20 protein-coding genes, 9 tRNA genes and 1 pseudogene are annotated in these 21007 nt (G+C 42.1%); 15 read left to right on the top strand and 15 right to left on the bottom strand.

What is annotated here, in order from left to right:
* Complete coding sequence (gene cysA / locus PSI22_RS10965) at nucleotides 1-1089, top strand: sulfate/thiosulfate ABC transporter ATP-binding protein CysA (RefSeq protein ID WP_273579772.1); 1089 nt, start codon at nucleotides 1-3, stop codon at nucleotides 1087-1089.
* A 133-nt stretch (nucleotides 1090-1222) separates the two neighbouring features.
* Entirely contained in the window at nucleotides 1223-2104 is an 882-nt protein-coding gene (gene cysM / locus PSI22_RS10960; protein ID WP_273579771.1) for a cysteine synthase CysM, read from the top strand.
* A 205-nt stretch (nucleotides 2105-2309) separates the two neighbouring features.
* On the opposite strand, the gene crr is transcribed toward cysM, so the two are convergent.
* The 5 genes from crr to cysZ form a co-directional block, all read right to left on the bottom strand.
* Nucleotides 2310-2819 carry a PTS glucose transporter subunit IIA gene (crr, locus tag PSI22_RS10955; protein WP_038186854.1) on the bottom strand — a complete coding sequence of 170 codons (510 nt, stop codon included), beginning with the start codon at nucleotides 2817-2819 and terminating at the stop codon, nucleotides 2310-2312.
* 48 nt (nucleotides 2820-2867) lie between these two features.
* The gene (gene ptsI / locus PSI22_RS10950) at nucleotides 2868-4595 is read right to left on the bottom strand and encodes a phosphoenolpyruvate-protein phosphotransferase PtsI (RefSeq protein ID WP_273579770.1); all 1728 of its coding nucleotides are present in this window, start codon (nucleotides 4593-4595) and stop codon (nucleotides 2868-2870) included.
* Between the two features lie 134 nt (nucleotides 4596-4729).
* Entirely contained in the window at nucleotides 4730-4987 is a 258-nt protein-coding gene (gene ptsH / locus PSI22_RS10945) for a phosphocarrier protein Hpr (protein WP_012989507.1), read from the bottom strand.
* Between the two features lie 382 nt (nucleotides 4988-5369).
* A complete protein-coding gene (cysK, locus tag PSI22_RS10940) occupies nucleotides 5370-6323 on the bottom strand; it encodes a cysteine synthase A (RefSeq protein ID WP_273579769.1) in 954 nt (317 codons plus the stop codon).
* Between the two features lie 308 nt (nucleotides 6324-6631).
* A complete protein-coding gene (gene cysZ / locus PSI22_RS10935; RefSeq protein ID WP_273579768.1) occupies nucleotides 6632-7387 on the bottom strand; it encodes a sulfate transporter CysZ in 756 nt (251 codons plus the stop codon).
* A gap of 219 nt (nucleotides 7388-7606) precedes the next feature.
* On the opposite strand from cysZ, the gene zipA reads away from it, so the two are divergent.
* The 4 genes from zipA to PSI22_RS10915 all read left to right on the top strand — a co-directional run bounded on the left by zipA (nucleotide 7607) and on the right by PSI22_RS10915 (nucleotide 12449).
* On the top strand, nucleotides 7607-8530 hold the full coding sequence (zipA, locus tag PSI22_RS10930; protein ID WP_273579767.1) for a cell division protein ZipA: 924 nt from the start codon (nucleotides 7607-7609) through the stop codon (nucleotides 8528-8530).
* A 60-nt stretch (nucleotides 8531-8590) separates the two neighbouring features.
* On the top strand, nucleotides 8591-10609 hold the full coding sequence (gene ligA, locus PSI22_RS10925; RefSeq protein ID WP_273579766.1) for an NAD-dependent DNA ligase LigA: 2019 nt from the start codon (nucleotides 8591-8593) through the stop codon (nucleotides 10607-10609).
* 310 nt (nucleotides 10610-10919) lie between these two features.
* A complete protein-coding gene (locus PSI22_RS10920) occupies nucleotides 10920-12110 on the top strand; it encodes a NupC/NupG family nucleoside CNT transporter (RefSeq protein ID WP_273579765.1) in 1191 nt (396 codons plus the stop codon).
* A 120-nt stretch (nucleotides 12111-12230) separates the two neighbouring features.
* Nucleotides 12231-12449 (top strand): DUF3820 family protein, encoded by a 219-nt coding sequence (locus PSI22_RS10915; RefSeq protein WP_273579818.1) that lies wholly within the window; start codon nucleotides 12231-12233, stop codon nucleotides 12447-12449.
* 128 nt (nucleotides 12450-12577) lie between these two features.
* Here the strand turns inward: PSI22_RS10915 and PSI22_RS10910 are convergent.
* The 3 genes from PSI22_RS10910 to gltX form a co-directional block, all read right to left on the bottom strand.
* Nucleotides 12578-12653, bottom strand: a tRNA-Ala gene (locus tag PSI22_RS10910).
* 69 nt (nucleotides 12654-12722) lie between these two features.
* Nucleotides 12723-12798, bottom strand: a tRNA-Ala gene (locus tag PSI22_RS10905).
* A gap of 198 nt (nucleotides 12799-12996) precedes the next feature.
* The gene (gene gltX, locus PSI22_RS10900) at nucleotides 12997-14412 is read right to left on the bottom strand and encodes a glutamate--tRNA ligase (protein WP_273579764.1); all 1416 of its coding nucleotides are present in this window, start codon (nucleotides 14410-14412) and stop codon (nucleotides 12997-12999) included.
* A gap of 268 nt (nucleotides 14413-14680) precedes the next feature.
* Between gltX and PSI22_RS10895 the strand changes: the two genes are divergently transcribed.
* From PSI22_RS10895 to PSI22_RS10865, 7 genes are all read left to right on the top strand, one after another.
* Nucleotides 14681-14756 (top strand) — tRNA-Val (locus tag PSI22_RS10895).
* A 47-nt stretch (nucleotides 14757-14803) separates the two neighbouring features.
* Nucleotides 14804-14879 (top strand) — tRNA-Val (locus tag PSI22_RS10890).
* A 42-nt stretch (nucleotides 14880-14921) separates the two neighbouring features.
* A tRNA-Val gene (locus PSI22_RS10885) sits at nucleotides 14922-14997 on the top strand.
* A gap of 42 nt (nucleotides 14998-15039) precedes the next feature.
* Nucleotides 15040-15115, top strand: a tRNA-Lys gene (locus PSI22_RS10880).
* A gap of 30 nt (nucleotides 15116-15145) precedes the next feature.
* A tRNA-Lys gene (locus PSI22_RS10875) sits at nucleotides 15146-15221 on the top strand.
* A 29-nt stretch (nucleotides 15222-15250) separates the two neighbouring features.
* Nucleotides 15251-15326 (top strand) — tRNA-Lys (locus PSI22_RS10870).
* A gap of 6 nt (nucleotides 15327-15332) precedes the next feature.
* Nucleotides 15333-15408, top strand: a tRNA-Val gene (locus PSI22_RS10865).
* A gap of 214 nt (nucleotides 15409-15622) precedes the next feature.
* Here PSI22_RS10865 and PSI22_RS10860 read toward each other — a convergent pair.
* On the bottom strand, nucleotides 15623-15988 hold the full coding sequence (locus PSI22_RS10860) for a YkgJ family cysteine cluster protein (protein WP_273579763.1): 366 nt from the start codon (nucleotides 15986-15988) through the stop codon (nucleotides 15623-15625).
* Between the two features lie 324 nt (nucleotides 15989-16312).
* Nucleotides 16313-17137 carry an isocitrate lyase/PEP mutase family protein gene (locus PSI22_RS10855; RefSeq protein WP_273579817.1) on the bottom strand — a complete coding sequence of 275 codons (825 nt, stop codon included), beginning with the start codon at nucleotides 17135-17137 and terminating at the stop codon, nucleotides 16313-16315.
* Between the two features lie 451 nt (nucleotides 17138-17588).
* Between PSI22_RS10855 and PSI22_RS10850 the strand changes: the two genes are divergently transcribed.
* A complete protein-coding gene (locus tag PSI22_RS10850) occupies nucleotides 17589-18548 on the top strand; it encodes a cytochrome P450 family protein (RefSeq protein WP_273579762.1) in 960 nt (319 codons plus the stop codon).
* Nucleotides 18549-18555: 7 nt separating this feature from the next.
* Here PSI22_RS10850 and PSI22_RS10845 read toward each other — a convergent pair.
* The 4 genes and pseudogenes from PSI22_RS10845 to PSI22_RS10835 form a co-directional block, all read right to left on the bottom strand.
* Nucleotides 18556-18765: pseudogene (locus tag PSI22_RS10845) on the bottom strand (Arm DNA-binding domain-containing protein); the annotation flags it as partial.
* Nucleotides 18766-19034: 269 nt separating this feature from the next.
* Nucleotides 19035-19196 (bottom strand): helix-turn-helix transcriptional regulator, encoded by a 162-nt coding sequence (locus tag PSI22_RS21685; RefSeq protein WP_503016472.1) that lies wholly within the window; start codon nucleotides 19194-19196, stop codon nucleotides 19035-19037.
* Between the two features lie 249 nt (nucleotides 19197-19445).
* Nucleotides 19446-19640: a hypothetical protein gene (locus PSI22_RS10840; protein WP_273579761.1), complete on the bottom strand. Its 195-nt coding sequence runs from the start codon at nucleotides 19638-19640 to the stop codon at nucleotides 19446-19448.
* Nucleotides 19641-19648: 8 nt separating this feature from the next.
* Nucleotides 19649-19906, bottom strand: coding sequence for a hypothetical protein (locus PSI22_RS10835; RefSeq protein WP_273579760.1), 258 nt, complete (start codon nucleotides 19904-19906; stop codon nucleotides 19649-19651).
* 114 nt (nucleotides 19907-20020) lie between these two features.
* Here PSI22_RS10835 and PSI22_RS10830 point away from each other — a divergent pair, with 114 nt between their 5' ends.
* Nucleotides 20021-20293 carry a hypothetical protein gene (locus tag PSI22_RS10830; protein ID WP_273579759.1) on the top strand — a complete coding sequence of 91 codons (273 nt, stop codon included), beginning with the start codon at nucleotides 20021-20023 and terminating at the stop codon, nucleotides 20291-20293.
* A gap of 60 nt (nucleotides 20294-20353) precedes the next feature.
* Here the strand turns inward: PSI22_RS10830 and PSI22_RS10825 are convergent, their stop codons facing one another.
* The gene (locus PSI22_RS10825; RefSeq protein ID WP_273579816.1) at nucleotides 20354-20719 is read right to left on the bottom strand and encodes a zinc-finger-containing protein; all 366 of its coding nucleotides are present in this window, start codon (nucleotides 20717-20719) and stop codon (nucleotides 20354-20356) included.
* Nucleotides 20720-21007 lie beyond the last annotated feature (288 nt).

Raw genomic sequence — 21007 nt, 5'->3', positions numbered from 1 at the left:
ATGAGTATTGAAATCAGTAAAATCAGCAAATCTTTTGGCCGAGTTCAGATACTGAGTGAGATTTCATTAGGTATTGAATCTGGTGAAATGGTTGCGCTGCTTGGCCCGTCCGGTTCTGGTAAAACGACGCTCCTGAGGATCATTGCAGGGCTTGAGCAGCAAAGTGCAGGGCAATTGAAGTTTAATGGTCAGGATGTCAGTCGAGTGCATGCGAAAGATCGGCGAGTTGGTTTTGTATTCCAGCATTACGCCCTATTTCGCCATATGAACGTCTTTGATAACGTCGCTTTTGGTTTGACTGTGCTTCCGCGTCGTCAACGTCTCAGTGGCGAAGCGCTCCGCAGTAAGGTGATGGCATTGCTTGATATGGTTCAGTTATCCCACCTTGCTGATCGTTATGCGTCACAACTTTCTGGTGGGCAGAAACAGCGTGTGGCATTGGCAAGGGCATTGGCAGTGGAACCGCAGATCCTATTGCTGGATGAGCCGTTTGGTGCTTTGGATGCACAGGTACGTATGGAATTGCGCCGCTGGTTACGGCAACTTCATGAAGAACTGAAATTTACCAGTGTATTCGTTACCCATGATCAGGAAGAAGCGATGGAGGTAGCGGATAGAGTGGTGGTGATGAATCAAGGGTGTATTGAGCAAGTTGGTACGCCGCAACAGGTGTGGCGAGAGCCAGAAAGCCGTTTTGTGCTTGAATTCATGGGAGAGGTCAATCAATTACACGGTGAAATTAAAGGTTCCCAATTATGGATTGGGGGGAAAATTTTTCCATTGAATGTGACACCATTACATCAGGGAAATGTTGATGTGTTTTTCCGCCCGTGGGAAATGACTCTCAGTACCCAACAAACTGCATCTTGCCCTTTACCTGTTCAAATTGTGGAAATCAGTCCACGCGGCCATTTTTCTCTGTTGTCTGTCTTGCCGGTGGGATGGGGAAAAGACCTCTTATCGGTTATCTGGCAGGGTGATTCACCTGTTCCAGTTAGGGGAAATCAGTATTTTATGGGGGGTACTGGAGCTAGATTGTATGCCGGTGACTTGCCATTAAAAGTGCTCAGACTCGCCGAATCAGCTTGATTTAGCTATATTTTATTACCATCAACCCGTCTCTCGTTATTTGGGGGAGCGGGTATTTTTTGTTTAAGATCTTGCTACAGTTTTCTGAATATGATTATTTTGTTGTCCACTCTCATATGAATTAGGTAATGCTGTGGCAAGCTTGGAAGATTTTATAGGCAATACTCCGCTGGTTAAATTACAACGACTTACTGAAAGTATTGATGCGGAAATTTGGGTAAAACTGGAAGGTAACAATCCTGCGGGTTCCGTGAAAGACAGAGCTGCATTTTCAATGATCCAGCAGGCTGAATTACGGGGAGAAATTGCGCCGGGTGATGTGCTCATAGAAGCAACGAGTGGCAATACTGGCATTGCACTGGCTATGATTGCGGCAGTTAAAAATTATAAATTGAAATTGTTAATGCCTGAAAATATGAGTCTTGAACGGCAGGCATCAATGCGGGCTTACGGTGCAGAATTGATTTTAGTCAGTAAAGAATCAGGCATGGAAGGTGCACGGGACTTAGCGCAGAAAATGGAACAAGATGGAGAAGGGAAGGTTCTTGACCAATTTAATAATATGGATAATGCACTGGCGCACTTCAATACAACTGGCCCGGAAATCTGGCAGCAAACGCAGGGGCGCATAACGCATTTTGTTTCCAGTATGGGAACGACGGGGACAATTACAGGAGTGAGCCGCTATCTGAAATCTCAATCAGATAAGGTGCACACTACGGGATTGCAGCCTGCAGAAAATAGCCAGATCCCCGGTATTCGCCGTTGGTCTCCCGCTTATATGCCCGGTATTTATAAAAAAGAGTTGGTGGACCAGCTCTTGGATATCACGCAAGTGGAAGCTGAAACGACAATGCGGCTATTGGCGCAGAAAGAAGGTATTTTTTGTGGTGTCAGTTCTGGCGGTGCTGTTTCAGGGGCACTGCGCGTTGCGGCTAAAAATCCAGGGGCGGTTATTGTAGCGATTATCTGTGATCGTGGTGACAGGTATTTGTCTACTGGAGTATTTAATTAAACGCTTACTCTCTTTGGGTATATATTATTTGGTATTAAACGTCGTTTTTTGACTGAGCAGCAAACCACAAAAAAATCGCCTCTGTATTATCAGGCTTAATCGGTAAAATGCCTGATAAAACAGTGGCGATTCATCAAGCATCCACAAATAAGAAGGATCTGCAAACAGGAAAAGAGCGGAAAACGTATTCCCGATGATTTTTCTGTTATTTTTTGATACGCATGATGACAGATTCACCTACAACTACAGATCCACTTACTTTAGACAATTCTTTAATTTCGTCCATGTTAGAAATAACAACAGGAGTTAATGTTGATTTAGCCCTTTCTTCCAGAAATGCCAGATCAAACTCTAAAACCAGATCGCCTTTCTGTACTCGTTGACCTTCTTCGGCAATACGTTTAAAGCCTGCACCTTTCAGTTCAACGGTATCAATACCAAAATGAACGAACAGTTCAACCCCGCTATCAGATTCGATAGAAAAAGCATGGTTAGTTTCGAAGATTTTACCAATGGTGCCATCAACAGGAGCGACAATTTTGTTGCCGGCAGGTTTAATTGCGATACCATCCCCAACGATTTTTTCGGCGAAAACAACATCTGGAACATCTTCGATATTGACTATTTCACCTGATAATGGGGCGATAATTTCAATACTGCCGCTGTTTTTTTTATCGTCTGAAACCAGAGATTTCAGTTTATCAAGCAGACCCATGAATCTTCTCCTAATTGTTTTAATGGGACCGTGTTTTGGCTGACGTAGCTAGCAGAGTGTTTTTTCTCTGGTAAAGGTGTCAACCAAATCCATCAATTCCCGTGCAGTTGGCTGAGATAAGGCCTGCTCTGCCAGTGCTTTCGCATCATCGTAATTGGTATTACGAATAATTTTCTTGATGCGTGGAATTGATATCGCACTCATGCTGAACTCATCCAATCCCATGCCTAAGAGCAACAGCGTAGCGCGTTCATCACCCGCTAGCTCTCCACACATACCCGTCCATTTACCTTCTGCGTGTGAGGCATCAATAACCTGCTTGATGAGGCTCAACACCGCGGGTGACATTGGGTTATAAAGATGAGAAATCAGCTCATTACCACGGTCTACCGCAAGAGTATACTGAGTTAGATCGTTTGTCCCAATACTAAAAAAGTCAACTTCTTTTGCAAGATGATGAGCAATGGTTGCAGCAGCGGGTGTTTCCACCATGATGCCGACTTCAATAGATTCATCAAATGCTTTATTTTCATCACGTAACTGGTTTTTGAGCAACGCCAGTTCTGCTTTCAGCTCCCTAATTTCCTCAACTGAAATAATCATTGGGAACATAATGCGGAGTTTACCAAATGCAGAGGCTCGCAGGATAGCACGCAATTGAGAATGTAAGATTTCTTTACGATCAAGGCAAATCCGAATTGCACGCCAGCCAAGGAATGGGTTTTCTTCTTTTGGCAGATTCATGTAAGGCAAATCTTTATCACCGCCGATATCCATGGTACGGATAATGATGGCTTGATTGCCAACGGCTTCTGCAACCGCTTTATATGCCTCAAACTGCTCGTCTTCAGTAGGCAGTGTATCGCGATCCATAAACAGGAATTCGGTGCGGTATAGACCTACACCTTCGGCGCCGTTGCGCTCTGCACCCATGACATCACGAACTGTACCGATATTGGCACAAACTTCAACTTGATGGCCATCCAGTGTAATAGCAGGTAAATCTTTCAGTTTTGCCAGTTCTGTTTTTTCTGACAGATACTCGTTTTTTGCCTTTTTCAGTTGATCGATTTCGGCATTAGACGGATTCACATAAATCTGGTTGTTAACCGCATCCAGAATCAGGTAACTGCCATTTTTGATTTGAGTTGTTGCGTTGGTAGTACCGACGATTGCGGGTAATTCCAGAGAGCGAGCCATAATCGAGGTATGGGATGTTCGGCCACCCAAGTCAGTGATGAAACCCAGCACTTTGTCCAGATTGAGTTGTGCGGTTTCCGATGGAGTTAAGTCATTGGCAATGAGGATAGCTTCTTCTTCAATAGTGCCTAAATCGATAATCGGCATACCCAGAATATTTTTCAGCAGGCGTTTACCAATATCGCGAACATCGGCCGCACGTTCTTTCAAATATTCATCGTCTAGTTCTTCCAGTGCCTTGGCCTGATCTTCAATAACGGAATAAACTGCGGCATCTGCTGTTGCCAGATTTTTCTTAATCAGGGTAACAATTTCCTGTTCCAGCTCTTCGTCTTCCAGCAACATGATATGGCCTTCGAAGATCTCAGCCTTTTCTGCACCCAGATTTTTTTCGGCTGTTTTTCTAATTATTTCTAACTGTATGGAAGATTTGTCTCGACCCTGTTTAAAACGGGAAATTTCTTGTTCGGTTTGTTCTGTAGTAATTTTTTTCTGATTGATAATGATGGGGTCTTCTTTCAGCAATAATGCCTTGCCGAAAGCAATGCCTGGTGATACTAAGATGCCTGAAATCATACTATATGACCTTACTACGGGTGATTACCTTCCATTAAGCCTTCAGGGGGGGAGGCTCTAAATATCCCCAGATTTTATTTATCTGGGGATGGAACTCGGTGAAATGAAACAAATTGGCTTTATTAAGCGGGCAATTATTCCAATTCACCCATCAGCTTAACTAAATGTTCAACAGCATGCTGTTCATCTTCGCCTTCAGCAGAAATTGTTACAGCAGTACCTTGAGTCAGTCCCAGCGTTTGCAGCTTAAACAGGCTTTTCGCACTGGCAGATTTGCCACCAGAAGTAAGAGTGATGTCAGAAGAGAAACCTTTTGCTTCTTTGACGAACTGCGCAGCAGGGCGAGTATGGAGGCCATTTGGTGCAGTAATAGTGACTTCTTGCTGGAACATAGTATTTCCTCAATAACTTAAATATTCGTTGATAAGCCCTAGAAAATTCTAAAACTAGTGTAGCTGAACCCGCTTTGGCTTGTACAACCGTTAAATTGATAATGAAATAAGGTGTATTTAGGCATTATCAAAAAATTAACACACTCGATGCATTCAATTGTTGGTTTTATGTTAATACACACTATCCGAGTATTTGCTGAATTGGATGGTACTTTTCATTCTGGCTCAGCGATTAATTTCGTGCATCAAAATAATTACTGGTTAAATACTAAAGCTACTTGAATAAATCATCTAGGAAAGTTTTAAACTTTGATCTGATGCACAAAAAAGCACCCTTAAGGTGCTTTTTTGTCAATGAAATTGAAAAAAGTCAGAGTGATTTTTAATCATTGGCTAAGTCGGCAAACAGGGCGGTACTGAGGTAACGTTCAGCCGAAGAAGGCAAAATAACCACGATATTTTTATCTTTATATTCGTCTTCCTGAGATAACCTGACGGCGGCAGCGACAGCGGCTCCTGAGGAAATCCCAGCAAGAATTCCTTCTTTTTCAGTGACTTCTCTCGCTGTTTTAATGGCTTCTTCATTACTGACTTTAAACACACGGTCAACTAATGTTAAATCTAAGTTATCAGGGATGAAACCAGCCCCAATTCCCTGAATCTTGTGTGGGCCAGGCTTAAGTTCTTCACCAGCAAGTTTCTGGCTGATCACAGGAGAATCTTCTGGCTCTACAGCAACGATAGTGACTTGTGCGGCTTGTGTATTTTTCAGGTAACGGGCAACCCCTGTGATTGTGCCTCCAGTTCCTACGCCTGCAACGAAAGCACCGATATCGCCATCAGTAGCTTCCCAGATTTCTGGGCCTGTGGTTTTTTCATGAATTTCAGGGTTCGCCGGATTACTGAATTGTTGCAGGAGAATATAACGGTCTGGATCGCTATCACGGATTTCGTCAGCTTTATCAATGGCACCTTTCATGCCTTTCGCGCCTTCGGTCAGCACCAGACTGGCTCCCAGCGCTTTCAGCAGTTTGCGGCGCTCAAGACTCATGGTTTCAGGCATAGTAAGGGTCAGCTTATAGCCACGGGCAGCCGCAACGTAAGCAAGAGCAATACCGGTGTTGCCACTGGTTGGTTCAATAAGTTCTTTATCTTTAGTCAGGATGCCACGTTTTTCAGCGTCCCAAATCATGTTGGCACCGATTCGGCATTTCACGCTGAAACTTGGATTGCGGGATTCTATCTTTGCCAGGATGCGGCCATTACCAAAATGTTTTAAACGTACGAGTGGAGTGTGACCAATAGTCAACGAATTGTCTTCATAAATTTTGCTCATTATCCAATTGCCCCTTAAATACCCTTAAACATCGGATAACCATACGCTAACATCTTATTTATGGAAATAGAGTTTAAGTCTATTCTTATTATATAAAAGAATATTCGTTGATTTTTTATATTATTTACTTTGTTTATTATAAGAATAACTATTCCGGCATTTATGATTTTATATAGTTATTTCTGCGCCGTGATGGTTACAGTTAATTAAAGGTAATGGCTAACACAAAACCCCGGTGTATTTTTGATACATCAGGGCATGGTGTTATTTAAAAAGGAAAAAGTGGTTTAATGGGATGCGTTATGATGTCAAGCGTGTTGAGCACGATAGCGGTCAACCCACATGGCTGTAGCTCCACAGACTGCAACGGGCATAATGAACAGGTTTACTACCGGGATCATGGTCAATACACTGACGGCTGCACCAAATTGAAGATTGTCAATTTTGTTTTGTCGCAGGGTACTGCGCATAGTAGAAAAACTGACTTTGTGATTATCAAACGGATAATCACAGTATTGGATAGCCAACATCCAGGCACTGAAAATAAACCAGAGGACAGGAGCAACGGTTTGACCAATACCCGGAATGAAATATAGCAACAGCAGTACGAGCGCACGCGGAATATAGTAGAGGATCTTTACTACCTCGCGTTTTAAAATACGGGGCGTATCTTTTATCAAATCGACCATGCCAGTGTCCGGCGCTGGAATGCCAGTTAATTCCGCTTCCAATTTTTCGGCCAGTAATCCATTGAATGGTGAAGCAATAAAATTAGCCAGCATGCTGAAAAAATAGGTAAAAATCAGCAAAATCGAGACGACAGCCAGTGGCCACAGCAAATAACTCAGCCATTGCATCCAATCTGGTATTTTATCGAGCGCCCATAGTATCCAGCCATCCAGTTTATGGTACAACCACCAGAATGAACCACCCAGCAATAAGATATTGGCCAGTAAGGGTAATAAAACGAATCTCTTGATGCCGGGGCGGGTTATCAGATGCCAACCTTGTGCAATATAATGAAACCCGCTCAAATGTTTTGGCAGTTTTGTCGAATTCGTCATATTTTCTTATTCTCTCCTAGATGATTGAGACGGTATGATATAGGCAGGATTTTCTACTGACCAGTAGTTTTGTGTGTAAAAAATATCCGAAAAAACAGGGTATATCTCCTTTATGGTAAGAAAAGTATGTAGAGACTTGCACTTGTGCTATTTGACAAATACTCTTATCTAAAGAATATTCCGCCGTGGTGGCAATTAATTTAAACAACAGAGATAGCAATGATGCAGGATTTGCGTCTGATATTAATCGTTGTTGGTGCGATAGCCATAATAGCTTTGCTATTACATGGGTTGTGGACCAGCCGCAAAGAGCGTTCGTCACTCTTTCGTGATCGCCCAGTTAAACGTCATAAGCAGGAGCGTCAGGAAGAGCTCGACGATAATGATGGCGATGAACTGTTTGATAATTCGTCAAAATCGCATGTTCAAGGGTCAGTCAAGCCTCGTAATGAACATCGCGAAGAGCCTGTTATTAAACGCCATGCACCTGAGTTATCAGCGGCAGCGCCTGATGAGGCTTTTGATCCTTTGCTTTCAAATCAGCAACCTGAAGCACCAGCGGCAAAAGTAAAAACCGTTGAGGAATATCAGGAAGAGCCACAGCTTGGCTTATTTGAGTCTACTGGGCAGAGTGCTGAGGCAGCAGAATCGGTTGTCAATACGGCAGTTGTGGAAGAACAGCTGAACGTATTGGAAAATGAAACTGTGGGCGAAGAAGTCAAAAAAGAAACAGTGCTGGTATTACATGTCGCTGCCCATCATGGTCAGGAGCTTGATGGCGAAGCACTGCTTCAAAGCATTTTGCAATCTGGCTTCCGGTTTGGTGATATGAATATCTTTCATCGTCATTTGAATCCGGCAGGCAGTGGGGCGGTGCTGTTCAGTTTGGCTAATATGGTAAAACCCGGCTCGTTCAATCCAGAACTCATGGACGATTTCAGTACCCCTGGAATTTCCATGTTTATGCTTGTGCCATCATATGGTGATGCTAATCAGAACTTTAAACTGATGTTGCAGGCAGCACAGCGGATTGCTTCTGATGTGGGTGGCGTTGTGTTGGATGGTGAGCGAAAAATGCTCACGCCACAAATGATCGAACACTATAAGGCGCGTATTCGCAATACGCTCAATGCCTGCGAATAAATCTTCTTTTTAGTACCAAGCCCCCGCTAGCCGGGGGTTTTTCATGTCTGGTGAGAAGTTATGGAAAATATTATCGAAAAAATCAACAAACTAAGAGCAACATTGCGTCATCACGAGTATTTGTATCATGTTATGGATGCGCCAGAGATCCCTGATGCAGAATATGATCGCCTAATGCGGGAATTGAAAGTACTGGAAGAGCAGCATCCAGAGTTGATTACGGCGGACTCTCCAACCCAGCGTGTTGGTGCAGCACCATTAACGGCATTTGAACAGGTTCGTCATGAGATCCCGATGCTGTCTTTGGACAACGTTTTTGATGAAGAAAGTTATCGGGCATTTGACAAGCGTGTTCGTGATCGCCTGAAAGATAGTCGGGATTTGGTGTTTTGCTGTGAATTGAAACTCGATGGAGTAGCGGTTAGCTTACTGTACGAAGATGGTGAATTGGTACAGGCTGCGACTCGTGGTGATGGCACGACGGGGGAAAACATCACCGCTAATGTTCGTACTATTCATGCCATTCCTCTGCGCCTAAAGGGAAATAATATTCCGGCTCGCGTTGAAATTCGTGGTGAAGTTTTCATGAGGCAGGACGGGTTTGAAAAATTCAATGATGAAGCGCGTCGTAAGGGCAACAAAGTATTCGCTAATCCACGTAATGCAGCAGCAGGATCACTGCGCCAACTTGATCCTCGTATTACGGCCAAGCGGCCATTGACCTTTTGTTGCTATGGCGTAGGTGTTCTGGAAGGCGGAGAATTGCCAGCGAGCCATTACGAACGCCTGATGCAGTTCAAACAATGGGGTTTGCCAGTCAGTGACAAAGTAAAATTAGGCCAAGGAACTCAGCAAGTCATCGATTTCTACCATAACATTGAGCAGCAGCGCCCGATATTGGGTTTTGATATTGATGGCGTTGTTATCAAAGTGGACTCCCTTGAATTACAGGAAGCGCTGGGTTTTGTTGCCAAAGCGCCCCGTTGGGCAACGGCTTTCAAGTTTGCTGCTCAGGAACAGATGACCATCGTGCGTGGCGTTGAATTTCAAGTGGGACGTACTGGCGCTATCACACCCGTTGCACGTTTGGAGCCGGTGCAAGTTGCAGGGGTAATAGTCAGTAATGCCACACTGCATAATGCGGATGAAATTGAACGCTTGGGGCTGCGTATTGGGGATACCGTGGTTATTCGTCGTGCGGGTGACGTGATCCCGAAAGTTGTTGGTGTTGTACAGGATAAAAGGCCAGCCGAGAGTCAGGAAGTGATTTTCCCTGAACACTGCCCAGTTTGTAGCTCGGATATTGAGCGAGTCGAAGGGGAATCCGTGGCGCGCTGCACTGGTGGATTGTTTTGTGGTGCGCAGCGTAAAGAAGCGCTCAAACATTTCGTTTCCCGTCGAGCCATGGATGTTGATGGTATGGGAGAAAAGATCATTGAGCAGCTTGTCGATAAAGAATATGTCAAAACACCTGCCGATCTTTTCCGTCTGACTGCTGGAAAATTAACGGGTCTTGAGCGAATGGGGCCTAAGTCTGCTCAGAATGCGATTGATGCCTTAGAAAAATCCAAGAAAACCACATTCGCTCGTTTTATCTATTCTCTGGGTATTCGTGAAGTCGGGGAAGCGACCGCAGCTAATTTGGTTTCACATTTTGTCACATTAGAAAAACTGCGAGCAGCAGATACTGAAGCATTAATCGCGGTGCAGGATGTGGGGGGCGTAGTTGCCAGCCACGTCGTGAATTTCTTTAACGAACCGCATAATCAGACTGTGATTGATGACCTCATTGGCAATATCGGAATTCACTGGGAATCAGTTGAAACGCCGCAGTCAGACACAGTTGGTAACCCATTTGCTGGTAAGATTGTGGTTTTGACAGGCTCGCTAAGCCGTTTATCCCGGGATGAGGCCAAAGATAAGCTGACAGCGCTGGGCGCGAAAGTGACAGGCAGTGTTTCCAAGAAAACGGATTTAGTCATTGCTGGCGAAGCTGCGGGTTCTAAATTAGTCAAAGCCACGGAATTGGGAATAGAAGTCATTGATGAAGAAGAAATGCTTCGTCTGTTAGGCGAATAAATATACCCAATAGATTTCAAATTGCCGCCAACAAAGCGGGTGACTTGAAAGATGAAGGGGATAATAAAAAATGATTTATTAAAAATAAGGGGGGGCTACTGAGAATAGATCTTGATAGCACCCTATATTTGATGTTTCTTTTTGCATACACAGCCAACACGTTCCTGACTAAAGTGTGAGCGAGTTTGCTAAATGGGAATTTGTTTCCGCTTACATAGTGAATTATTGTGATAACAATCTCAATTTACTATTATGCATTACATAAAATGCAATTATAAATTTGTACTTCGTCATGTCTGGAGTTCTTTTTATGTCTCATATTTTTCATTTTATCCTTGCTCTAGTTGTTATTGGCGGTCTGGCGATTTTTGCGAGTAATAACCGAAAAGATATACGAATTCGCTATATTATTCAGTTGCTTGTTATTGAACTCGTTCTGGCGTGGTTTTTCCTGAATTCTGACGTTGGGCTAGGGTTTGTCAAAGGGTTTGATAACCTTTTTGTCCACTTGTTGTCTTATGCAGCGGAAGGAACCCGCTTTATCTTCGGCGGTATGATAGAAGCGAAACTGGCCTTCTTTTTCTTGAATGTCCTTTGCCCGATTATTTTCATTTCTGCTCTGATTGGTATCCTGCAACATATTAAAGTGCTGCCAATTATCATTCGTGTGATTGGTACTGTGTTGTCCAAAGTGAATGGCATGGGCAAACTGGAGTCTTTCAATGCGGTTAGCTCATTGATTCTGGGGCAGTCAGAAAACTTCGTCGCTTATAAAGATGTGCTGGGTAAAATGTCTGAGCGTCGCATGTACACGATGGCAGCGACGGCAATGTCTACGGTCTCTATGTCTATCGTAGGCGCTTACATGACGATGCTGGATGCAAAATACGTAGTCGCTGCACTGGTACTTAACATGTTCAGTACCTTTATCGTTTTGTCACTGATCAACCCTTACTCTGTCGAGAGTGAAGGGGATATCCAAATGAACAACCTGCACGAAGGGCAAAGTTTCTTTGAAATGCTGGGCGAATATATTCTGGCGGGTTTCAAGATAGCTTTAATCGTAACGGCCATGCTGATTGGTTTTATCGCATTGATTGCGGCTATCAATGCGATTTTTGACATGATATTTGGTATCTCCTTTCAAGAATGTCTGGGATATGTATTCTATCCATTGGCATGGATCATCGGTATTCCTAGCGATGAAGCCTTTAAAGTAGGCAGCATTATGGCAACTAAACTCGTTTCCAATGAATTCGTTGCAATGCAGGGTCTGCAAGACATTGCAGCACAATTGAGCGAACGTTCAAAAGGTATTCTGTCGGTATTCTTGGTTTCCTTTGCAAACTTCTCTTCAATTGGGATTGTGGCTGGAGCTATTAAAGGCCTGAATGAGAAACAAGGGAATACTGTTGCACGTTTTGGCCTGAAATTGTTGTTCGGTTCAACGCTGGTCAGTTTCCTGTCTGCGGCAATTACAGGGCTAGTGTTAAGTATTTAATCGACTCAGTAGATTGAGTTTGATTCGCATCCACATGCGATAATAGAAAGTGGCGTCTTGGCAGATGCCACTTTTTCTTTTATATCTATATCGAGCTATCTTTATAAAAAGGCTGACATGATGAATAAAGAAAATTTACTGGAGATTGCCAACACGGCCATGCCGTTCGGCAAATATAAGGGGCAGATGCTGATAGACCTCCCAGAAGAATATTTACTCTGGTTTGCCCGCAAGGGGGAATTTCCACAAGGCAAACTTGGTACGTTAATGGAGATGACTCTTGCCATCAAAATTGAAGGGTTGGATTCGTTGGTCAAGCCATTGAAAAATCGTGACTAAAACATTCTTTATCTCTGGCATTTGCCCTTCTCAAACATACAGTTCAATAACAATCAGAGATAAACACACCAGAGATAAGCACATAAGAAAAATCCCTGAAAACTTGTGTCTTCAGGGATTCAGAATTTTGGTGGAGCTAAGCGGGATCGAACCGCTGACCTCTTGCATGCCATGCAAGCGCTCTCCCAGCTGAGCTATAGCCCCACAAATGTGGTTCAGGTTTTGAATTCCAAGTATTGATTATCGTTTTTCATTACGAAAAGGATAAATATTTGGTGGAGCTAAGCGGGATCGAACCGCTGACCTCTTGCATGCCATGCAAGCGCTCTCCCAGCTGAGCTATAGCCCCAAATCAAAATCCTGTGGAACGGGGCGCATAATATGAAACCCAGAGAATTCTGTCAACGAATTCATTAATATTCTCTGCGTAAGCGCTGAAAAAGTCATCAATATTAGTCTGCGATAGTAAAAAATAAAGGCACTGCAATAAATTGAGTGCCTTTATTATTTTTTGTCATTTAGATAAATGACGATTTACGGTGCTGTTTTATTGCGCTTCACGCTGGGCAATATAGGCCAATGCTTTATCAATGCGAGACAATGAACGTGATTGATTGATGGCATGAATAGTGACATCAACACTTGGCGATTGGCCGGCACCGGTGACCGCGACACGCAGTGGCATACCGACTTTACCCATGCCAACTTCCAGTTCGTCAGCCGTCGCTTGAATGGCGTGATGGATATTCTCTGGTGTCCATTCAGTGATGGCAGCCAGTTTCGCACGAGCAACTTCCAGTGGTTGACGGGCAACCGGGCGCAGATGTTTCTTCGCGGCATCAGCATCAAATTCTGCAAATTCTTCGTAGAAGTAGCGGCAGGATCCTGCCATTTCTTTCAGTGTCTTGCAGCGCTCACCCAGTAGTTTGATCAGAGCAGCCAGTTCTGGGCCAGTACGGGTATCGATACCTTGCTGCTCAATGTGCCATGCCAAATGAACCGCGACTTGTTCAGCTGGCAGGGTATTGATGTAGTGATGGTTCAACCATTGCAGCTTTTCAGTATTGAATGCACTGGCTGATTTGCTGATGGCATCAAGGCTGAACAGATTGACCATTTCTTCAACGCTGAAAATTTCCTGATCGCCATGTGACCAACCCAGACGAACCAGATAGTTCAACAGCGCTTCCGGCAGATAGCCATCATCACGGTATTGCATCACACTGACCGCGCCATGACGCTTGGACAGTTTTTTACCATCATCACCCAGGATCATGGAAACGTGAGCATATTCTGGAACAGGAGCACCGAGGGCTTTCAGAATATTAATCTGGCGTGGCGTGTTATTGATGTGGTCTTCACCACGCACAACGTGTGTGATTTCCATATCCCAGTCATCAATCACAACACAGAAGTTATAAGTTGGCGCTCCGTCGGTACGGCGAATGATCAAATCGTCCAGCTCTTGGTTGCTGAACTCAATTGGGCCACGGATGCTGTCATTAAAAATGACGGAACCTTCCTGAGGGTTACGGAAACGCACAACGTGTGGCTCATTATGGCTATGCTGGCACTCGCTATCACGGCAGCAGCCATCATAACGTGGCTTTTCGCCATTCGCCATCTGGGTTTCGCGCAGTTGTTCCAAATGCTCTTTGGAACAGTAGCAGCGGTAAGCAGTACCTTGCTCCAGCATTTCATCAATAACGTGGTTATAACGGTCGAAACGTTTGGTTTGATAATAAGGGCCTTCATCCCAATTCAGATTTAACCAGTTCATTCCGTCCATAATTGCATTGATGGCTTCTTGAGTGGAACGCTCCAGATCGGTGTCTTCAATGCGCAGTACAAATTCACCTTTGTTGTGGCGACTGTATAACCAGGAATAAAGAGCAGTACGCGCACCACCAACGTGGAGATAGCCAGTAGGACTTGGTGCAAAACGGGTTTTCATTTTACTCATCGGGAATTGCCTTAATTACGTTTCATTTTTTAGAGAACGTTTTGGATGGTCAAAGTAACAATAGTGGGGGGTATTTTATCACTGCACTTCAATTCCTCAATGGCGTTAACAGTAGGTTATTGAGAAAAGCCAATATCTATTGCTTAAATGATACCCTAACGTGATTATAATTGTTTCATTCTGTTTAATTTTACGACGAACGAAGATTTTAATAATAAAAACCGTTGACTCACCTCGAACTATCCCTATAATGCGACTCCATCACGACGGGCGATTAGCTCAGTTGGTAGAGCATCTCCCTTACAAGGAGGGGGTCATCAGTTCGAATCTGGTATCGCCCACCATCTCTCTCGTAGTGATAAATGTAGTGATAAAAAATGATTTTATGATTGGGCGATTAGCTCAGTTGGTAGAGCATCTCCCTTACAAGGAGGGGGTCATCAGTTCGAATCTGGTATCGCCCACCAATCATAAATCAGTGGTATTGATGTCGTTATAGTCATTGAAGTGGGCGATTAGCTCAGTTGGTAGAGCATCTCCCTTACAAGGAGGGGGTCATCAGTTCGAATCTGGTATCGCCCACCACTTCATCAGATTGTTTCGCAGTATCACATTGATATTTAAAATGGGTCGTTAGCTCAGTCGGTAGAGCAGTTGACTTTTAATCAATTGGTCGCAGGTTCGAATCCTGCACGACCCACCATTTTAAATATCAAATCAAAATTATCTAATTGGGTCGTTAGCTCAGTCGGTAGAGCAGTTGACTTTTAATCAATTGGTCGCAGGTTCGAATCCTGCACGACCCACCATTTAGATATAAAATCAGAATTACCTAGTCGGGTCGTTAGCTCAGTCGGTAGAGCAGTTGACTTTTAATCAATTGGTCGCAGGTTCGAATCCTGCACGACCCACCATGAAGTGGGCGATTAGCTCAGTTGGTAGAGCATCTCCCTTACAAGGAGGGGGTCATCAGTTCGAATCTGGTATCGCCCACCACTTCATCTAAATGTCTTAACTTTTCTCATAGTAATATTTATCCATAACAATATTAATGAATCAGTTGTCTTTTCCGTTATCAAAAAAACCTTAGATATCCAGTAGAAGTTTAGAATAAGGATTTCTGGCAATGGCGATACTTTTTCAAGTTGTTAAATGATCTATTTTATTTGTCATTATAATTTATGGCAGGTAACGAAAAGATGAATTAGGCCTACGATTTTGGCAGTGGCAGAAGGCCATGAGCGGCTCTGGCACGATCACAGGCTTCATTGTAATCGTCAGTTTCCCAAGCTTGAGTAAATTCCCTACAAGGAGAAGGTCTTTTATCATAAATGACACAAGAGACTGATTGACCAATTTCACCACGTAAATTTATACAGCGGGGATTAGGTTCATTTGTGCCTTTCATACAACTCATGAAAGCGTTTAATTTTTCAGTCATAGAGACAGGAACAGTACCTCCGCCATCTTCGGCTTCTGCCCAGTAAAATGAAACACGAAAATATGCACAGCAAGCACCACAGCTTATACAGGGATTATCTTGTAAATTAGATTGAGAAGTTAACGTTTGACTCATACCAGATGCCATTATCTGATGTTTAAGACATACACTCAGGTATAAAATACCTGACCCTCGAAAGTCCGTCTTTTGTGAAAAAATGACCTCTTTGAAAACAGATTATGTTTCTAAGCTGTGTGAATTTTCAAGAGGAATTTATTTTGTTTTTATCTAATTGAAATTGTTTTAATATTGTACTGTTTTCTGAGTTAGTTATTAATAGAGTAAAATGGGTATTTTAATTTCATATTTAAATTGTAATATAAGAAACTATATTCTAAGTGTTTTAGATTGTTGTTTAATGTTGCAGGATAGAACGCCATATTTCCTGCAACGTATTGATTATTCTTTCTGAGCCAATAGAGCATTTAGCGCCATATAGTTCAGTTTCGCCTTATCATTTGGCTGTAGCATACCATTTCGTACAAAATTCTCCATACTTGCCAAAGTGATGCCATAGGCCTGTTCAGCAAAGAAAGAACCGCCAGAGATCCTTTTCACTCCAGCCGCAAAAAATTCTTCTGCACTGGGAGCACCAGAGTGTGCCATTACATTTAACGGCCCGTTAATATGAGTACTGATCGTTTGGCATATAGCTAAATCGGTTAGACCGGGGATAAAGATACAATCTGCGCCAGCGGCAAGGTAAGCATTAGCACGGGAAATCAAGTGAGCTGGTTCGGTATTTTCACCACGAAGCCATGAATCAATACGCGCATTGATAAATAAATTGTAATTCAATTTATTCGCGGCAGTACGTACAGCAGCTATGCGTTCGGCACCATCCTCTATAGACATTGACTTACCATTTTGAGCATCTTCGATATTAATACCGACACATTCGACAGAATATAAGTCTTGTACAAGATGATCCATATTTTCATCAATGCCCAGCAGACCATCTTCAATGTCAGCAGAAACTGGAAGGTTGGTGCAGTCTGTAATTAAACCTAGCGCTTTCATCACCAGTTTCCGATCGGCTAATTGATTATCAGGGTACCCCAAGCTCCAAGATATCCCAGAACTGGTTGTGGCTATCGCCTTGGCACCGCTTTGTTCAGCTAAACGGCTACTCATGACGTCCCAAGAATTGGCTAATATTAGGCGACCTTCCTCATGGAGTTGACGAAAAATTTGAATTTTTTCATTTAGGCTTACTGTTTGCATATTGGTTTCTCGAGGTGATTTATTTTTTGTCGAATATTTTTCGATTGCTATCGGTGTAATTAATATGTTGATATTCATACTTTATGATGAATATCTAGCTTATCATTGCACTGGTTTTTTATACAGTCAATATGTGGATCAATAAAAAATCAATTTTAAATTAAAGTTCTAGAATGTAATTAATTATCAGGATTATTTTCTTGTAAAAATGTCCTTATTATCAATGTTATTATTATAAATATTCTTATTCTTTCTTTTTTTATGAAGGAGGTATCTGAATTATACTGATTTAGTAATTATATGATTTTTAATTTTAACGACTATAAATTATTGTATTAAAAATTTTATATCGGAAATTAATTATCGGTATTTGAAGACATATTTCGTTCTACAGCGAAGTAAAGTAGTGAAATTGTCACCAGAATAATTAAGTCTATTTTCTGGAGGAATCATGAAAGAATGTCCTATGAAGTTTAAAACATTACAGGAAGTTAAGGTGATTTTATCTGATAAAACATTTACTGTTCGTCCAAAATCAGCTAATGTTCCAAAGGAAATTGAAGCGAGTTGTGCAGGAGAGATTTTTTCATCTCTCGTTCGGATGAGGGATGATAATGAACATGAGAAATTGAAAATAGCCGTCACGCAGACATTAGAAAGTTTTACAGAGCAGGAGATATACCAAAATACATTATTTGTTGCAAAAATACTTTATAAAAAAATAAATTCAGCTGAATCTCTGACAAAATTTAATTATGCTCTTTCTATCTATGTTATTGGTCACTTTTTAGGAATTAAGAACCAAGAATGGAAGGAATTGGTTAACAAGGTTATTGATTTTATTCAATGTATTTCACCGAGTGGTGATAAACAGAGAATAACTGAATCAATTATTGCGTCAGAATATCTATATGTTCAATTAGAATATGCATCAGGTGTTTTGTTAAATAAATTGAAAGAAAAGTGCTTGATGCAAAATATCACTAATAAACATGTTGTAATTTCAAACGCCATTGGATTTTTCTTCCAAGTGTCAGATAGTACTACTGGATTATTAGGACAAATGTTAATTGAATATAAGAAGGGATATAATAACGGAGTGAAAATTTTAGATGAAGTACTGAAAAGGGAGCCACCGATAAAAAACACACGCCGATTTAAAACAGAACAAGGTGATAGTTCAAGTGAAACATTGATAGTGGCACCTTTGAGAACGAAAGAAGGAACTTTGCCTTTTGGTTATGGTCATCATCGCTGCCCAGGGGAAATTTGGGGGCGAACTATTGCATTAGCTGCTTTTGATTTCCTGACTTCTTTACCAAACATAGATTCGTTAATTGAGTTTTATCAATGGCGATATTTACCAAATGCGATGATTCCGGAGTTTATAACTTGTCTGAAGAAAAAATGAATATAATTCTGGCAAGCCGAATATCTCTCGGCTGAGATACCGGATAGACACCAAAAGCTAATCGGTCTTCCTTATTATCTATTGGACGGCGATACTTCACTCACCAGTATTTAGAACCGCGTGAAGTAATTTCCAGATACAGCCCGCCACCATCGGCAAGTTTATAGGTTTTATCTTTGGGTTTTGCTGTCTCGATTTGTCGTGCGTTTAGTTTCATTTTTGGGGGCATATTTATAATCGAAGTGTAGGTGCCCCTGATTATGCTCCTTGCTGCATATTGATTGCAATAGACTAAAGTAGACCTAAAAATAAGGAATTCAATTGATTTATAATGAATTTATTTGGAATGGTTTACTTGATTGGATTTCAGGATATTTTAATATGGAGTCCCCTGCAACTCTTAATTTGAATATTAATTTACTGAAAATAAAGGGATATTTTTTGTTTGTTTTTTTGCAATACCCCCATTTTTACCCCCAAATGAAATCATGATAACTTTCGTGATTCATTTTTGCGCGATTCAATCCATTGGATGTACTCGTCAAATTTCCACCTGGAAGCCCTACCAAATTTAATTGGAGCAGGGAATTTCTTTTCTTTAATCATCTTATAAAAATACTGCTCTGTAAACCCTGAGTCATCTGTCATGTACTTCATGTCAATTAAAGATCTAACGGTCTCCATCTCTCATCTCCTTATCAATCATATCTACACAGTATCGCAGCCACATCACAGGCAAGAATTTGCTCTTTTGATGTGGCGACATAGCGGTTTCAAATCGGGGTAGGTACTGAGTGAGTATTGTTGCGGTTTGCTGGTCTGTTCGTTTTTTGTGGTGCTTGAGTTCTTTCAGGCACTCCCTTGCCACCTGTCGTCGTCCGTTCTCGAATTCGTTAGTCATGGGTGATGGTGGCGGTGATGTCGCTCATAATCCTCCCCGCACTCCCGACTACAGAATGCACCGTGTGTTGCTGGCTCCGTCTCACACCATCGGCACATCCCGTTGATACTGGTTAATGCTGGTGGTCGGTTCTGGAGCGCATGAGATACCGTCAACTCAACGGTATCGTTAGCTGTGTCGATAATATCCATGAGGGTTCTCACTGTTTGTTGGGGTGGGGATATAGTTCTACTGCAAATACGCTTTTACCATCGCCTATATCATTAATGCTTTTATAAATCTCACCATCAGCTAAATTATATATGGCAATTGGCTCCATATTTTCATATTTAGCAAGACGTTTTAATATTGTAATATAGACATCTAAATCTAATATTATTGTGCTGGCACCTTCCGATTTGAATTTCTCGGCTGATTCCAATGTTGTGTTTATTTTCTCAATCACATCTTTGCTCATTTCTGGCTCTCCTGTTTATTACTCTAATACGGTATGCATACAAAATTTGATAGTTTAAAAAAAACGCATTCGAATTAGTATTTATAAACTACCATCTGAAAATAGAGGTGATATATGGCGTGGACAGTTAACGACAGTGATGCTATATGGAAGCAAATAACACCTGCGGCCGAAAGTAAATATAAAGAATGGGTGGAAACTATAACAGGAAGTAATAGACACCCACGTGATGCTGCGCGTGATGCACGTTGCGATGATTTTAAAATGTTGAGCGGTACATCAAGTGGTATAGAACAATACACCATCAAACTTAATAAGAAGGAAAGAGTTTCATTTACAATAGAGGGTGAAATAGTTAATGTTCGCCAAGTGGGTGGACATACTTGATAATTGTCAATAAGTAGCAATTTATAATGGGATTATGGATTGCTACTACATATTCGACTGTTATTTAAACTCCCTGCATATATTCGCTGCTTTATTACACGTATCAGTATCAAACCAGCCGAAGTGACATTCACTGAAATTGATGTCTAATTTGCTGGCTAGCCATTGATACGCTTCCGTGCGCTCCAGATTCCATTTTTCTCTAACCGCATCGAAACATTGATGAGCAGACAGACTTGCTATCCGTGTCGGCTTATCTGCCAGTGACCCCATCGGGATATCCGTTCCCGGATGAATGCCAACACGTGCTCCGCATGACCAGCAGTGATATAGCCAAGGCCAGCGGCTATCATGTATTCGCTTAAACACATTCAGATGGTGGGAAATCATGACATGTCTTCCGCAATAACGGCAGTGTGTCGGAATGGGATAGGGGTCATTGACTCTCTGAACTGCTCTGGGATTTGGTGTAATGAATGATGATTAATTCATTGATAATAAAGTAATAAATAAATTCCATATTAAAAGATATACAAATTTATATACAATCTGCATTAGACCAAGAAGCTTCACCAATCTTGTTTATGCTGTTGATATACTGCAATCTGTTATCTGATATCCCTACAGGGATAAAAAGAGGTCAGTACACTAAACGCCCTGAGCTAATGACTGACGACGAATTTCGTCGGAAGCTATTGAGTGATTGAGGAGACA

The sequence above is a fragment of the Xenorhabdus aichiensis genome (genome assembly GCF_028598775.1).
In the GTDB taxonomy this organism is placed as follows: domain Bacteria; phylum Pseudomonadota; class Gammaproteobacteria; order Enterobacterales; family Enterobacteriaceae; genus Xenorhabdus; species Xenorhabdus bovienii.
This window is presented reverse-complemented; position numbering and strand designations above follow the sequence as displayed.

Excerpts from the sequence above, each read along its gene's own strand:
- cysA (WP_273579772.1), top strand. The coding sequence starts at position 1 with ATGAGTATTGAAATCAGTAAAATCAGCAAATCTTTTGGCCGAGTTCAG.
- crr (WP_038186854.1), bottom strand. The coding sequence starts at position 2,819 with ATGGGTCTGCTTGATAAACTGAAATCTCTGGTTTCAGACGATAAAAAA.
- ptsI (WP_273579770.1), bottom strand. The coding sequence starts at position 4,595 with ATGATTTCAGGCATCTTAGTATCACCAGGCATTGCTTTCGGCAAGGCA.
- ptsH (WP_012989507.1), bottom strand. The coding sequence starts at position 4,987 with ATGTTCCAGCAAGAAGTCACTATTACTGCACCAAATGGCCTCCATACT.
- cysK (WP_273579769.1), bottom strand. The coding sequence starts at position 6,323 with ATGAGCAAAATTTATGAAGACAATTCGTTGACTATTGGTCACACTCCA.
- cysZ (WP_273579768.1), bottom strand. The coding sequence starts at position 7,387 with ATGACGAATTCGACAAAACTGCCAAAACATTTGAGCGGGTTTCATTAT.
- zipA (WP_273579767.1), top strand. The coding sequence starts at position 7,607 with ATGATGCAGGATTTGCGTCTGATATTAATCGTTGTTGGTGCGATAGCC.
- ligA (WP_273579766.1), top strand. The coding sequence starts at position 8,591 with ATGGAAAATATTATCGAAAAAATCAACAAACTAAGAGCAACATTGCGT.
- PSI22_RS10920 (WP_273579765.1), top strand. The coding sequence starts at position 10,920 with ATGTCTCATATTTTTCATTTTATCCTTGCTCTAGTTGTTATTGGCGGT.
- PSI22_RS10915 (WP_273579818.1), top strand. The coding sequence starts at position 12,231 with ATGAATAAAGAAAATTTACTGGAGATTGCCAACACGGCCATGCCGTTC.
- gltX (WP_273579764.1), bottom strand. The coding sequence starts at position 14,412 with ATGAGTAAAATGAAAACCCGTTTTGCACCAAGTCCTACTGGCTATCTC.
- PSI22_RS10860 (WP_273579763.1), bottom strand. The coding sequence starts at position 15,988 with ATGAGTCAAACGTTAACTTCTCAATCTAATTTACAAGATAATCCCTGT.
- PSI22_RS10855 (WP_273579817.1), bottom strand. The coding sequence starts at position 17,137 with ATGCAAACAGTAAGCCTAAATGAAAAAATTCAAATTTTTCGTCAACTC.
- PSI22_RS10850 (WP_273579762.1), top strand. The coding sequence starts at position 17,589 with ATGAAAGAATGTCCTATGAAGTTTAAAACATTACAGGAAGTTAAGGTG.
- PSI22_RS21685 (WP_503016472.1), bottom strand. The coding sequence starts at position 19,196 with ATGACAGATGACTCAGGGTTTACAGAGCAGTATTTTTATAAGATGATT.
- PSI22_RS10840 (WP_273579761.1), bottom strand. The coding sequence starts at position 19,640 with ATGGATATTATCGACACAGCTAACGATACCGTTGAGTTGACGGTATCT.
- PSI22_RS10835 (WP_273579760.1), bottom strand. The coding sequence starts at position 19,906 with ATGAGCAAAGATGTGATTGAGAAAATAAACACAACATTGGAATCAGCC.
- PSI22_RS10830 (WP_273579759.1), top strand. The coding sequence starts at position 20,021 with ATGGCGTGGACAGTTAACGACAGTGATGCTATATGGAAGCAAATAACA.